Raw genomic sequence first — 12,310 nt, forward strand, 5'->3', positions numbered from 1 at the left:
ATCAGCCTTCGAGCTTTTTCTTCAGCAATTCATTCACCGCCGTCGGGTTCGCCTTGCCCTTGGTGGCTTTCATCGCCTGACCGACCAGCGCATTGAAAGCCTTTTCCTTGCCGGCGCGGAACTCTTCGACCGATTTCGGATTGGCAGCCAAAACCTCGTCGAGGATGCGCTCTAACTCGGTGTTATCGCTCATCTGCTTCAAGCCCATGGATTCGATCAGCGCATCGACCGTTTGCGCAGGTCCGGTCCACAGCGCTTCAAACAATTGACGCGCGCCATTGTTCGAAATCGTGCCGTCGCTGATGCGCACGATCAACGCGGCCAAGGTTGCGGCGTCGACCGGGCTGCTCGATAGCGGCCGGTCTTCGCTATTGAGTCGGCGGGCGAACTCGCCCATCAGCCAGTTGGCGACCAGTTTTGGCTGTCCGCAGGCCTTGGCCGCCGTCTCGAAGAAGGCGCCAAAGTCCTTGCTCTGCGTCATCATGGCCGCGTCGTAGCCAGGCAGACCAAACTCGCTCTGGAAGCGCTTGGCCATGGGCTCTGGCAGCTCCGGCATCTCGCTGCGCACCCGCTCGATCCACTCGTTAGCGATCAGGAGTGGTGGCAGATCCGGGTCGGGGAAGTAACGGTAATCGGCCGCGTCTTCCTTGCTGCGCATGGCGCGGGTTTCGCCGGTATCGGGGTTGAACAGAATCGTGGCCTGCTGGATCGCGCGGCCGTCTTCCAGCTCGTCAATCTGCCAATTCACCTCATAGTCCACCGCCTGCAAGATGTAGCGGAAGCTGTTGAGGTTCTTGATCTCGCGGCGCGTGCCGTAAGGCTCGCCGGGGCGGCGCACCGACACATTGACGTCGCAGCGGAAGGAGCCTTCCTGCATATTGCCATCGCAAATGCCCAGCCACACCACCAGCGCATGCAAGGTCTTGGCGTACTCGGCGGCTTCCGCCGCGCTGCGCATTTCGGGCTCGGAGACGATCTCCAGCAGCGGCGTGCCGGCGCGGTTCAGGTCGATACCGGTCAGGCCGTGATAGTCCTCGTGCAAGCTCTTGCCCGCGTCCTCTTCGAGGTGGGCACGGGTCAGGTTGACCGTGTGCTTGACGTCGCCGACAAAGAACTCCAGTTTGCCGCCCTGTACGACCGGGATTTCGTACTGGCTGATCTGATAACCCTTGGGCAGATCGGGGTAAAAATAGTTCTTGCGTGCAAAAATCGACAGCGGTGCGACCTTGGCGCCGACCGCCAGACCGAAGCGGATCGCCCGCTCGACCGCGCCACGGTTCAAGACCGGCAGCGTGCCCGGCAGGGCCAGATCGACCGGCGAGGCCTGCGTGTTGGGCGCGGCGCCAAACGCGGTCGAGGAGCCGCTGAAAATTTTCGACTGGGTCGACAGCTGGACATGGTTTTCCAGGCCGATCACGACCTCATAGCCGCGAATAAGTTTGCTGTTGCTACTGCTGCTCATATTCAGATCCCCGCCGGGGCAGCCAGGTGCCAGTCGGTTGCTTGTTGCAAGGCATGGGCCGCATGCAAGAGCTGACCCTCCTGGAAATAGTTGCCGAGTAGCTGCAAGCCCACAGGCATGCCGCCCTCGCCGAAACCGACCGGCACGCTCATGCCGGGCAGGCCGGCCAAGGAGCCGGGCAGGGTGAAGATGTCGGCCAGATAAGCCTTGACCGGGTCATCGGCGCCTTCGCCATGCTTCCAGGCGACGGTCGGCGCGACCGGGCCGGCGATCAGATCGCATTGCGTGAAGCAGCGCTGGAAGTCGTCGGCAATCATGCGGCGCAGCTTTTGCGCCTGCAGGTAGTAGGCGTCGTAATAACCGTGAGACAAGACGTAGCTGCCGATCATGATGCGGCGCTTGACCTCAGGCCCGAAGCCTTCGGCCCGGGTTTTTTTGTACATGTCCAGCAAATCGTCGTACTGGGCGGCGCGATGGCCAAACCGCACGCCATCGAAGCGGCTCAGGTTCGAGCTGGCCTCGGCCGGCGCAATGATGTAGTAAACCGGAATCGCCAACTCGGTGCGCGGCAGGCTGACGTCGACCAGCGTTGCGCCGAGTTTTTCGAGTTCCGCCAGACCGGCGCGCACGGCGCCGTTGACGTCGGCCGCCAAGGCCGCCGGGAAGAACTCGACGGGCAAGCCGATGCGCAGGCCTTTGAGTGGCTGTGCCGCAGTGGCGCCGGGCCGTGCTTGCAACATTTGTGTGTGGAAGTCTTGCGGCGGGCGCTGCACGCTGGTGGCGTCACGCTCATCGAAGCCGCTCATCGCCGACAGCAGCATGGCGCAGTCTTCAGCCGAGCGAGCCATCGGGCCGGCTTGGTCGAGGCTGGACGCAAACGCGATCATGCCGAAACGGCTGCACACGCCATAGGTCGGCTTGATACCGCTGATGCCGGTGAAGCTGGCCGGCTGGCGGATGGAGCCCCCCGTGTCGGTGCCGGTGGTGGCGGGCACTAGGCGGGCCGCCACGGCTGCGGCCGAGCCGCCGGAAGAGCCGCCTGGTACGCGGCCATGGTCCCAGGGGTTGGCCACTGGGCCAAAAGCCGAGTTCTCATTCGCCGAGCCCATCGCGAATTCGTCGCAGTTGAGCTTGCCCAGTGAGATCGTGCCGGCCGCGAATAGCCGCTCCAGCACGGTCGCGTCAAACGGGCTGCGGTAAGACTTAAGGATCTTGGAGCCGGCCGTGGTCGGCATGTCCTTGGTGACGAAGATGTCCTTGTGCGCCAGCGGCACGCCCAGCAGCGCAGCACCGTCACCGGCCGCGCGGCGCGCGTCGGCGGCCGTTGCGGCGGCCAGTGAGGCGTCGGCGTCGGTGTGCAAGAAGCAACCCAGGCCTTCGTGCTGCTTCACCCGTGCCAGCAAATGCTGCGTCAATTCGACGCTGCTGAGCTGCTTGGCCGCCAAGGCTCGGCTCAAATCGGCCACGCCCAAATCATGCAATGCTTTATTTGTCGTCGTTGTCATTATTCGATCACCTTGGGCACCAGGAACAGGCCGTCCTCGACGGCGGGCGCGCTGCGCTGATTCAGCTCACGTTGATTTGTCTCCGTGACCAGGTCTTCGCGCAGGCGCAAGCTCACTTCTTGCACCGCAGACAGCGGCGTGTAGAGCGGCTCGACGCCGCTGGTGTCCACCGCGCTCATTTGTTCGACGATGGAAAAGAAGCCATTGAGCTGGCCCAGCAGGGCGGCGCTTTCGGCCTCATGCAGTTCCAGCCGGGCCAAATTGGCGATACGGCTTACGTCTTGTGGGGTCAGGGCCATGGCAAACCAAAGGGGGTGAGTGGCAAAAAACAAAGCCCCAAGTCTAAGAACAAAGGGCCCGCGCTATGAAGAAATAGAGGGTGATCAGTTATTATCTATGCTTATCTCCATTGCAACGGGGCTGCGCAAGCTAAGCGGTACTTTTGAGTGCCGTACAGGCTCAGGCAGCCTCGCTGCATATGGCGAAGCCAAGTTTTTCTGTTTCACCACCCTTATCCCGCACTGGCTCACCACCAACAGCCCCGATCAACGCTTCAAGCGTGATGTGCCGGCGATCTCCAGCCCAAGGGCTCAGATGCCAAGCCCAGCGCCTTAAAAAATACCATGTTCGCCTCCCTGCGCCGCTATTTCTCCACCGACCTCGCCATTGACTTGGGCACTGCCAACACGCTGATTTACGTCCGCGGCAAAGGCATCGTGCTGGACGAGCCCTCGGTCGTTTCGATCCGCCACGAAGGCGGCCCCAATGGCAAGAAAACCATCCAGGCCGTCGGCAGCGAAGCCAAGGCCATGCTGGGCAAGGTGCCGGGCAATATCGAGGCGATCCGCCCGATGAAAGACGGCGTGATCGCCGACTTCACTGTCACCGAGCAGATGCTCAAGCAGTTCATCAAGATGGTGCACGACTCGAAGATGCTGCGCCCCAGCCCGCGCATCATCATCTGCGTGCCCTGCGGCTCGACCCAGGTGGAGCGCCGCGCGATCCGCGAATCGGCGCTCGGCGCCGGTGCCTCGCAGGTGTTTCTGATCGAAGAGCCGATGGCGGCCGCGATCGGCGCCGGCCTGCCGGTCAGCGAAGCCTCGGGCTCGATGGTGGTTGACATCGGCGGCGGCACGACCGAAGTCGGCGTGATTTCGCTGGGCGGCATGGTCTACAAGGGCAGCGTGCGGGTCGGCGGCGACAAGTTCGACGAGGCCATCATCAACTACATCCGCCGCAACTACGGCATGTTGATCGGTGAGCCCACCGCCGAAATGATCAAGAAGACCATCGGCAGTGCCTTCCCCGGCTCCGAGGTCAAGGAAATCGAAGTCAAGGGCCGCAATCTGGCCGAAGGCGTGCCGCGCAGCTTCACGATTTCCAGCAACGAAATCCTGGAAGCGCTGACCGACCCGCTGAATCAGATCGTCTCCGCCGTCAAGAACGCCTTGGAGCAGACGCCTCCGGAGTTGGGCGCCGACATCGCCGAGCGCGGCATGATGCTGACCGGCGGCGGCGCGCTGCTGCGCGATCTGGACCGCTTGCTGGCGGAAGAGACCGGCCTGCCGGTCTTAGTCGCCGAAGATCCGCTGACCTGTGTCGTTCGTGGCTGCGGCATGGCGCTGGAGCGCATGGAGCGCCTGGGTTCCATCTTCACCTACGAGTAATGGGCGAAGGCCTACTGCGCGAAGGCCTGGCGTCGTTGGGCGGTGCGCGCAATCCTCACGTACAGGAAGTACGTTCCGGTTGCTGTGCTCCGGCCGCCTAGCCAAGCCTCCGCTCGCTACGGCCCGTGAGACTGCTTATGTCGAATCGAAACGTCCTGAAGCGCCATGTCCCTCGGCCCCTTTGATCGCGACACCCCTCCGTTCTTTCGTCAAGGCGCTTCTGCGCTGACGAAGCTGCTGCTGTGCGCGGCGCTGGCGCTGTTTTTGATGGTGGCCGATGCGCGTTTCAAGTTGACCGCGCCGGCGCGGGCCAGCATGGCCTTGGCTTTGCAACCCCTGCAGACCCTCTTGCTGGCACCGGTGGACGCTTGGGAAACGCTGCAAGACTATCTGCGCGGCACCGAGAGCGCGCGCGAGGCCGAGAACCTGGCGCGACGCCAGCTGGTGCAACAGGCCGAACGCCTGAGCCGCGCCGAGCAGCTGCAGGCCGAAAACCAGCGCCTGCGCGCCTTGCTGGAGCTGCGCCCTGCCGTGCAGGTCAGCTCGGTCTCGGCCGAGGTGCTGTACGAGGCGACCGACCCCTATTCGCGCCGCGTCGTCATCGACCGGGGCAGCCGGCATGGTGTGCAGCCGGGCGCGCCGGTCATCAATGACAAGGGCGTGCTCGGTCAGGTCACCAGGGTTTACGGCCTCAGCGCCGAGGTGACCTTGCTGAACGACAAGGATGCGGCGATTCCGGTCTTGAACTCGCGCACCCAGCAACGTAACGCGGCATTTGGGCGCAGCGATGGCAATGGCATGGAGCTGCGTTTTCTGGCCGCCAATGCCGACGTCAAAGAGGGCGACGTTTTGGTGACGTCTGGCCTTGACGGTGTCTACCCACCCGGCCTGCCGGTTGCGCGCGTCAGCTTGGTCGAGCGGCGCGGCGATACCAGCTTTGCCAGCGTCGGCCTGCAACCCATCGCGCAGGCCGACAGCGCCCGCCATGTCTTGGTCCTGCAGCCGCTGGCCCAGCATGAGGCGGCGCAGGCCGAAGCCGCTGCGGCGGCAGCCGCCGATGCGGCGTCTGCGGCCGCTAGCAAGAGCGCGCGCAAGGCCGCAGCTGCGGCGGCCAAAGGAGGCTCGAAATGATCATGCCGCGTGGCTCCGGCCAGCTCTTGATGCCGGCCAATCCGCTTTTTATTGGCCTCAGTTTGATCCTGGCGCTGATGGTCGATATGGTGCCGATCGGCCGTTCGCCCGCGATGCCCGATTTGCTGGCCGTGGTGCTGGTGTTCTGGGGCGTGCACCAGCCGCGCCGCATTGGCGTGAGCTGGGCCTTTGCCTTCGGTTTGCTGGTGGACGTTCACCATGGCGCCTTGCTCGGTCAGCATGCGCTGGCCTACAGCCTGCTCAGCTACGCGGCGGTCAGCCTGCACCGCCGCCTGCCCGGCTTTGGGCTGGTGACGCAGGCCTTCCATGTCCTGCCCTTGTTCATGGCGGCCCATGCGGTGTCGCTGTTGGTTCGCATGGTGGTGGGCGGCATGTGGCCGGGCTGGCAGCTGGCTTTGGCCCCGCTGTTCGAGGCGATGCTGTGGCCGCTGGCCACCGTCTTGCTGCTGGCGCCCCAGCGGCGGGCGCCGGATCGCGACGCCAATCGCCCCCTGTGAGTGCCCTTGTGAATCCCCTTGTGAGCGGCTCAGGGCTCCCGACATGACGGTGATGAAAAACATCCAGCAAGAGCTGGGCGGCTTTCGCTTGCGCCTGGTCGCGGCCGGCTTGTTTGTGCTCTTGTGCTTTGGCCTGTTGACGGCCCGCTTGCTGTTCTTGCAGGTCACGCAACATGACAATTTGCTCGACCGCGCCGAGTCCAATCGCACCACCATCGTCCCCATCGTGCCCAACCGGGGCCTGATCAAGGACCGCAATGGCGTCGTGCTGGCCAGCAACTACTCGGCCTACACGCTGGAGATCACGCCGGCCAAGGTCGATGATCTAGACGGCACCATCGACGCGCTGGCCCAGCTGATCGAGATCCAGCCGCGCGACCGCAAGCGCCTCAAGCGCCTGATGAGCGAGAGCAAGAACTTCGAGTCGCTGCCGATTCGCACCAAGCTCAGTGACACCGAAGTCGCCAAGTTCACCGCGCAGCGCTTTCGCTTCCCTGGCGTCGAGATCAAGGCGCGGCTGTTCCGCAACTACCCGCTGGGTGAGGTCGGCGCGCATTTGATCGGCTATATCGGCCGCATCAACCAGGCCGAGAAGAAGGCCATGGATGATTGGGAGGAAGAAGACTTCGCCAATTACCGCGGCACCGAGTACATCGGCAAGCTGGGCCTGGAACAGGCTTATGAGCGCGAGCTGCACGGCATCACCGGCTTCGAGCAGTTGGAGACCAGTGCCGGCGGGCGCGCCGTGCGCCGGCTCGCCCACAAGCCACCCACGCCGGGCAACACCTTGGTGCTGTCGATCGACATCCGCCTGCAAGCGCTGGTCGAGGAGTTGTACAAGGACCGGCGCGGCGCGCTGGTGGCGATTGACCCGCGCAATGGTGAGGTGCTGGCCTTTGTGTCCAAGCCGACCTTTGACCCTAACTTGTTCGTCGATGGCATCGACGCCGACAACTGGCGCGAGCTCAACGAGAACATCGACAAACCTTTGTTGAACCGGGCGATGCGTGGCACCTATCCGCCGGGCTCCACCTTCAAGCCCTTTATGGCGATGGCGGCCCTGAACTCGGGCAAGCGCTCGCCCAGCCTGATCATCCAGGACAACCTCACCTACAGCTTCGGCGGCCGCACCTTCGGCAGCCCCGAGGTGGACCGGCCCGGCCCTAAAGACATGCGTTTGGCCATCGTCAGCTCCAGCAACGTCTATTTCTACAGCCTGGCCAATGAGATGGGCGTGGACCTGATTCATGACGAGTTGGAACCGTTCGGCTTTGGCCGCAAGACCGGTATCGACCTGATCGGCGAGCTGACCGGTGATCTGCCGTCCACTGCCTGGAAGCGCACCCGCTTTAAAAAGCCCGAGCAGCAAAAATGGTATGCCGGTGAGACGATTTCGCTGGGTATCGGCCAGGGTTACAACAACTTCACCATGCTGCAACTGGCCACGGCCACCTCGACGCTGTCCTCCGCCGGCCTGCGCTACAAGCCGCGCTTGGTGCGCGAGATTCAGGACGTCGTCAAACATGAACAGCGCCGCGTCGCCAGTGACGCGATGACGCCCTTGCCGCTCAGGCCCGAACAGGTCGATGTGATTTTGAATGCTATGCATGGTGTGACGGTGGAAGGCACCTCGCGCGCTGTGTTTGCCGGCGCCGGCTACAAGAGCGGCGGTAAGACCGGCACCGCGCAAGCGGTGGGCTTGCGTGCCGGCGAAAAGTACAAAGACATCAAGGCCGATGAACGCAAGCGCGACCATTCGCTCTACGTCGCCTTCGCGCCTATCGAAGCGCCGACGATCGCGGTGGCGGTGATCGTCGAGAACGCCGGTTTCGGCTCCACCTCGGCCGCGCCTATCGCCCGGCGCCTGTTCGACTTTGTGCTGATGGGGCAATACCCGAGCGAAGAAGACATCGCCCTGACCCAGCAAGGCAAGACCACCGCGCCGGTCGGCAAGCCGCGCCTGGCGACCGAGATCCCACTGCCGGGCAATGCGGCCGATGTAGCGGCGGCAGCTTCGGCGGCCTCCGCCTCGGCTGCTGGTGCTTCAGCTTCTGCGTCTGCCCCCATGCCTTCCGCTTCAGCAGCTTCGGCAGCTCCGGCGATAGCGAACATGCCGGCCGCATCCGCATCCAGCAAGCCCGCCCTTCGGCCGGCCAGTGCGCCAAGAGCCGCTGTCCAGCCCCCCGCATCCGGAGCTTCGCGATGACCGACGTTTTCAAAAAGCCCAGTCTTTGGCAGCACCTCAAACCGATGTTCGCCGGCTTTGACATCCCGCTGCTGTTGGCCATCGCCTGGCTGGCCGGCATTGGCTTGATATCGATGTACTCGGCAGGTTTCGATCACGGCACCCGATTCGTCGACCATGGTCGCAATATGCTGCTGGCTTTCGGGGTCATGTTCCTGGTGGCGCAGCTGCCGCCGCAGCGCTTGATGGCGCTGGCGATACCGCTTTACACCGTGGGCATGGCGCTGTTGCTGGCGACGGCGCTGTTCGGCATCAGCAAAAAAGGGGCGACCCGCTGGCTCAATATAGGCATCGTCATCCAACCCTCGGAGTTGCTGAAGATTGCCACGCCGCTGATGCTGGCCTGGTGGTTCCAAAAGCGCGAAGGGGCGCTGCGTCTGGCCGACTTCATCGCCGCCTTTGTCTTGCTCTTGCTGCCGGTAGCCCTGGTGGCCAAGCAGCCCGATTTGGGCACCGCCATCCTGGTCGCGGCGGCCGGCATCTATGTGATTTTCTTTGCCGGCCTGTCCTGGCGCTTGATCCTGCCGGCCTTTGTGCTCGGTGCAGCGGCCGTCACGGCGCTGATCATGAGCGAAGACGCCATCTGCCAGCCCGACGTGACCTGGCCGGTGCTGCGCGAGTACCAAAAGAACCGCGTCTGCACATTGCTGGACCCGACCAAAGACCCGCTGGGCAAGGGCTTTCACATCATCCAGGGCGGTATCGCGATCGGCTCCGGCGGCATCACCGGCAAGGGCTTTATGCAAGGCACGCAAACCCATCTGGAGTTCATCCCCGAGCGCACCACCGACTTCATATTTGCAGCCTTCGGCGAGGAGTTCGGCCTAGTTGGCGCGATGGCCTTGCTGGCGGGGTTTTCGGCCCTGATATTGCGCGGGCTGCTGATCGCCTCGAGCGCGCCGACCATGTTCGCGCGCCTGATGGCGGGCGCGGTGACGATGAGCTTTTTCACCTATGTCTTCGTCAATATGGGCATGGTCAGCGGCATCTTGCCGGTCGTGGGTGTGCCCCTGCCTTTCATCAGTTATGGCGGCACGGCGATGGTGATGCTGGGCATCAGCCTGGGAATGCTGATGTCGATCGCCAAGAGCCGGCGCTTCAATCAGTCTTGAGCGGCAGAGAACTTTTTACTGCGCGACCGCCATGCGTCGTTGGCCGGGTGCTCGAAATCCTCACGTACAGGGAGTACGTTCCGGTTTCTGCGCTCCGTCCGCCTAGCCTGACGGCCGCTCGCTACAAAAGTTCTCAGCCGCTAAGCCTAGTTCAGCGCCGCAGGCTCTAGCTTGTGGCCTCAATGGGAAGAGCCTGTTCGCTCAGCGCAGGCTCTAGCTAAGCTCAATGGGATGAGCCTGGTCGCTCAGCGCAGGCTCTAGCTAAGCTCAATGGGATGAGCCTGAAAACGCACCGTGAAGCGCGCACCGGGCCCCTGGCCCGCGGCATCGACATGACCCGGCCGGCGCTGGCGAGTGTCATCCAGGCTGACTTCGGCCTCATGCTGGCCGGCGATCTCGCGAACGATGGCCAGGCCCAGCCCTGAGCCGTCCACATTGGTGCCCAAGGCGCGGTAAAAAGGCTGGAAGACCTTCTCGCGTTCCGATTCAGGAATGCCCGGCCCGGTGTCTTCCACCTGCAAGACGCTGACCTGGCCGAACGGGTCTTCGACCACGCGCACGGTGACGGTGCCGCTCGTCGGCGTGTAGAGCAGGGCGTTGTCCACCAAGTTGCGGATCAGCTCGCGAATCAATAGCGGGTGGCCGAGTACGCGCAGCCCGCATTGCTCTTCGGACGGCCCCTCATAGCCCAGGTCAATGCGCTTATCGAGCGCGCGCGGGACAAAGTCGCGCACCGTCTCGATCGCCAGTTCGGCCAGATTGACCTCGCTGCGCCGCGCCGCATGTTCTTTGTCCTCGGCCCGCGCCATCGCCAGCAGCTGGTTGACCATATGCGCGGCGCGCTGGCTGCTCAGCGAGATCTGCTGCAGCGAGCGCTTCAGCTCGGCCGGCTCGCTATGCCCCTCGTCGATCTGCGCTTGAGCGAACTCGGCTTGCGCGCGCAGGCCGGCGAGCGGCGTCTTCAGCTGGTGCGCGGCGTCGGCCAGAAAATGCTTTTGGCTGCTGATCGACTGATCCAGCCGCGCCAACAGATCATTGATCGCCCGCACCAGCGGCGCCACCTCATCGGGGATGCGCAGCTCGTCAATCGGGCTCAGGTCGGAGCTGTCGCGCGAGCGGATGCGGCGCTGCAATTCATTCAAGGGCGCAATGCCACGCGCCAGCGCCAGCCAGACCAGCAAGACCGCCAGCGGCAGGATCACAAACTGCGGCAAGATCACGCCCTTGATGATTTCGTTGGTCAGGCGCGAGCGTTTGCCCAAGGTCTCCGCCACCTGCACCAGCATGGTCTTGGTCGAGCCGGCCATGCCCTCGGGCGCCACCCAGATGTAAGCCACGCGCACAGCCTCGTTGCCAATTTCGTCGTCCCTGAAATGCAATTCCCAGGGCACGATCACCTCGTCGTCGGGTGGCACCGGCAGCGCCGCATCACCGCTCAGCAGCTCGCCTTTCAGGCCCAGCACCTGATAGAACACCGTGTCGGTTTCATCGGCACGCAGCAGCGCAGCGGCTTCCGGCGCCAAGGCGTATTTGGGCCGCCCACCGCGCGGGGCGGGGTCTGCCGCAGCGACCTGCAGGCCCAGCGTGCGCGCCATCTCGCCCAGCTCGCGGTCATAGGGCTTGCTGGCGATGCCTTGCGCGACCAGCCAGGTCAGCGCGACGCTGATCGGCCAGATCAGCAGCAGCGGCGCCAGCATCCAATCGAGGATCTCGCCAAACAGCGAGCGTTGACCAGAGCTAGCCGGCATCGCGAACCGCTGCTTGACGGAGCTGTTGAGCAGGCATCAGCGGCTGGCTCAGGGGGCGATCTTTTCCAGGCAATAACCCAAGCCGCGCACGGTGGCGATGCGGATCGGGCCTTGTTCGATCTTTTTGCGCAGCCGGTGGATATAGACCTCAATGGCGTTATTGCTAACCTCTTCACCCCACTCACACAGGCGCTCCACCAACTGGTCCTTGCTGACCAGGCGCCCGGCGCGTTGCAGCAGTACTTCCAGCAGGCTCAGCTCGCGCGCCGACAGCTCTATCATCTGATCGTTGATGTAGGCGACGCGCCCGGTCGCATCAAAGCTCAGGGGACCATGCTTGATGACGCTGGAGGCGGTGCCCAGGCCGCGCCGGGTCAGCGCGCGCACGCGGGCTTCGAGCTCCTGCAGTGAGAAGGGCTTGGCCATGAAGTCATCGGCGCCAAAGTCCAGGCCCTTGACGCGTTGCTCGACGCTGTCGGCCGCCGTCAGAATCAAGACCGGCATCGAAGAGCCGCGCGCGCGCAGCTTGCGCAAAACCTCCAGGCCGTGCAGTTTGGGCAGGCCCAGGTCCAGAATCACCAGATCGAATTCATGCGAGGCCAGGGCGGCGTCGGCCTCGCTGCCATTGCTGACCTGATCGACTGCGTAGCCGGAGGCGCGCAGCGAACGCAGCAGCGCGTCGGCCAGCACTTGATCATCTTCCGCAATCAGAATGCGCATCGGGTGTCTCCGTTCTTGATCTATGTTGAGCGCATTCTAGGAGGGCGCCGGTTGACGCGTGGTTTGGGGCATGGATTGCAGTTCGAGCGGCATGGCCTCGCGTGCGGCCCGCGCCGCGCTCAATGCCGGCTAAGGGTTAGCCAGCAATGCCAAAGAGACGCGCATGAATTACATTCTGAAAGCGCTTTCATAAAAACATCGG

Annotated in this window: 10 protein-coding genes and 1 other RNA gene; 6 read left to right on the plus strand and 5 right to left on the minus strand. The window is 63.7% G+C overall.

Annotated features, from left to right (window positions below; translation table 11 throughout):
* Position 1 precedes the first annotated feature (1 nt).
* From gatB to gatC, 3 genes are read right to left on the minus strand one after another with little or no spacing between them, the layout of a single operon-like run.
* On the minus strand, positions 2-1,462 hold the full coding sequence (gene gatB, locus PRZ03_RS00380) for an Asp-tRNA(Asn)/Glu-tRNA(Gln) amidotransferase subunit GatB (RefSeq protein WP_273598508.1): 1,461 nt from the start codon (positions 1,460-1,462) through the stop codon (positions 2-4).
* Positions 1,463-1,464: 2 nt separating this feature from the next.
* Positions 1,465-2,967, minus strand: coding sequence for an Asp-tRNA(Asn)/Glu-tRNA(Gln) amidotransferase subunit GatA (gatA, locus tag PRZ03_RS00385; RefSeq protein WP_263532883.1), 1,503 nt, complete (start codon positions 2,965-2,967; stop codon positions 1,465-1,467).
* Complete coding sequence (gene gatC / locus PRZ03_RS00390; RefSeq protein ID WP_263532884.1) at positions 2,967-3,266, minus strand: Asp-tRNA(Asn)/Glu-tRNA(Gln) amidotransferase subunit GatC; 300 nt, start codon at positions 3,264-3,266, stop codon at positions 2,967-2,969. The genes gatA and gatC overlap by 1 nt, the downstream gene beginning before the upstream one ends.
* A 324-nt stretch (positions 3,267-3,590) precedes the next feature.
* Between gatC and PRZ03_RS00395 the strand changes: the two genes are divergently transcribed.
* The 6 genes from PRZ03_RS00395 (at position 3,591) to PRZ03_RS00420 (ending at position 9,779) form a co-directional block, all read left to right on the plus strand.
* On the plus strand, positions 3,591-4,634 hold the full coding sequence (locus tag PRZ03_RS00395) for a rod shape-determining protein (protein ID WP_263532885.1): 1,044 nt from the start codon (positions 3,591-3,593) through the stop codon (positions 4,632-4,634).
* A gap of 165 nt (positions 4,635-4,799) precedes the next feature.
* A complete protein-coding gene (gene mreC, locus PRZ03_RS00400) occupies positions 4,800-5,765 on the plus strand; it encodes a rod shape-determining protein MreC (RefSeq protein WP_263532886.1) in 966 nt (321 codons plus the stop codon).
* On the plus strand, positions 5,762-6,283 hold the full coding sequence (mreD, locus tag PRZ03_RS00405; protein WP_263532887.1) for a rod shape-determining protein MreD: 522 nt from the start codon (positions 5,762-5,764) through the stop codon (positions 6,281-6,283). Before mreC ends, mreD begins: the two co-directional genes overlap by 4 nt.
* Before the next feature lie 43 nt (positions 6,284-6,326).
* Positions 6,327-8,489: a penicillin-binding protein 2 gene (gene mrdA / locus PRZ03_RS00410; protein WP_273598509.1), complete on the plus strand. Its 2,163-nt coding sequence runs from the start codon at positions 6,327-6,329 to the stop codon at positions 8,487-8,489.
* Complete coding sequence (gene rodA / locus PRZ03_RS00415) at positions 8,486-9,640, plus strand: rod shape-determining protein RodA (RefSeq protein ID WP_263532889.1); 1,155 nt, start codon at positions 8,486-8,488, stop codon at positions 9,638-9,640. The genes mrdA and rodA overlap by 4 nt, the downstream gene beginning before the upstream one ends.
* Before the next feature lie 62 nt (positions 9,641-9,702).
* A non-coding RNA gene (locus PRZ03_RS00420) (sX9 sRNA) lies at positions 9,703-9,779 on the plus strand.
* Positions 9,780-9,897: 118 nt separating this feature from the next.
* Here PRZ03_RS00420 and PRZ03_RS00425 read toward each other — a convergent pair.
* Both PRZ03_RS00425 and PRZ03_RS00430 read right to left on the minus strand, forming a co-directional pair.
* Entirely contained in the window at positions 9,898-11,388 is a 1,491-nt protein-coding gene (locus PRZ03_RS00425) for a sensor histidine kinase (RefSeq protein WP_263532890.1), read from the minus strand.
* A 48-nt stretch (positions 11,389-11,436) separates the two neighbouring features.
* Positions 11,437-12,108: a response regulator gene (locus tag PRZ03_RS00430; protein ID WP_263532891.1), complete on the minus strand. Its 672-nt coding sequence runs from the start codon at positions 12,106-12,108 to the stop codon at positions 11,437-11,439.
* Positions 12,109-12,310: the final 202 nt, after the last annotated feature.

The organism is Roseateles albus (assembly GCF_028595345.1).
In the GTDB taxonomy this organism is placed as follows: domain Bacteria; phylum Pseudomonadota; class Gammaproteobacteria; order Burkholderiales; family Burkholderiaceae_C; genus Paucibacter_A; species Paucibacter_A albus.

Excerpts from the sequence above, each read along its gene's own strand:
- PRZ03_RS00430 (WP_263532891.1), bottom strand. The coding sequence starts at position 12,108 with ATGCGCATTCTGATTGCGGAAGATGATCAAGTGCTGGCCGACGCGCTG.
- gatC (WP_263532884.1), bottom strand. The coding sequence starts at position 3,266 with ATGGCCCTGACCCCACAAGACGTAAGCCGTATCGCCAATTTGGCCCGG.
- mreC (WP_263532886.1), top strand. The coding sequence starts at position 4,800 with ATGTCCCTCGGCCCCTTTGATCGCGACACCCCTCCGTTCTTTCGTCAA.
- PRZ03_RS00425 (WP_263532890.1), bottom strand. The coding sequence starts at position 11,388 with ATGCCGGCTAGCTCTGGTCAACGCTCGCTGTTTGGCGAGATCCTCGAT.
- PRZ03_RS00395 (WP_263532885.1), top strand. The coding sequence starts at position 3,591 with ATGTTCGCCTCCCTGCGCCGCTATTTCTCCACCGACCTCGCCATTGAC.
- mrdA (WP_273598509.1), top strand. The coding sequence starts at position 6,327 with ATGACGGTGATGAAAAACATCCAGCAAGAGCTGGGCGGCTTTCGCTTG.
- mreD (WP_263532887.1), top strand. The coding sequence starts at position 5,762 with ATGATCATGCCGCGTGGCTCCGGCCAGCTCTTGATGCCGGCCAATCCG.
- gatA (WP_263532883.1), bottom strand. The coding sequence starts at position 2,967 with ATGACAACGACGACAAATAAAGCATTGCATGATTTGGGCGTGGCCGAT.
- rodA (WP_263532889.1), top strand. The coding sequence starts at position 8,486 with ATGACCGACGTTTTCAAAAAGCCCAGTCTTTGGCAGCACCTCAAACCG.
- gatB (WP_273598508.1), bottom strand. The coding sequence starts at position 1,462 with ATGAGCAGCAGTAGCAACAGCAAACTTATTCGCGGCTATGAGGTCGTG.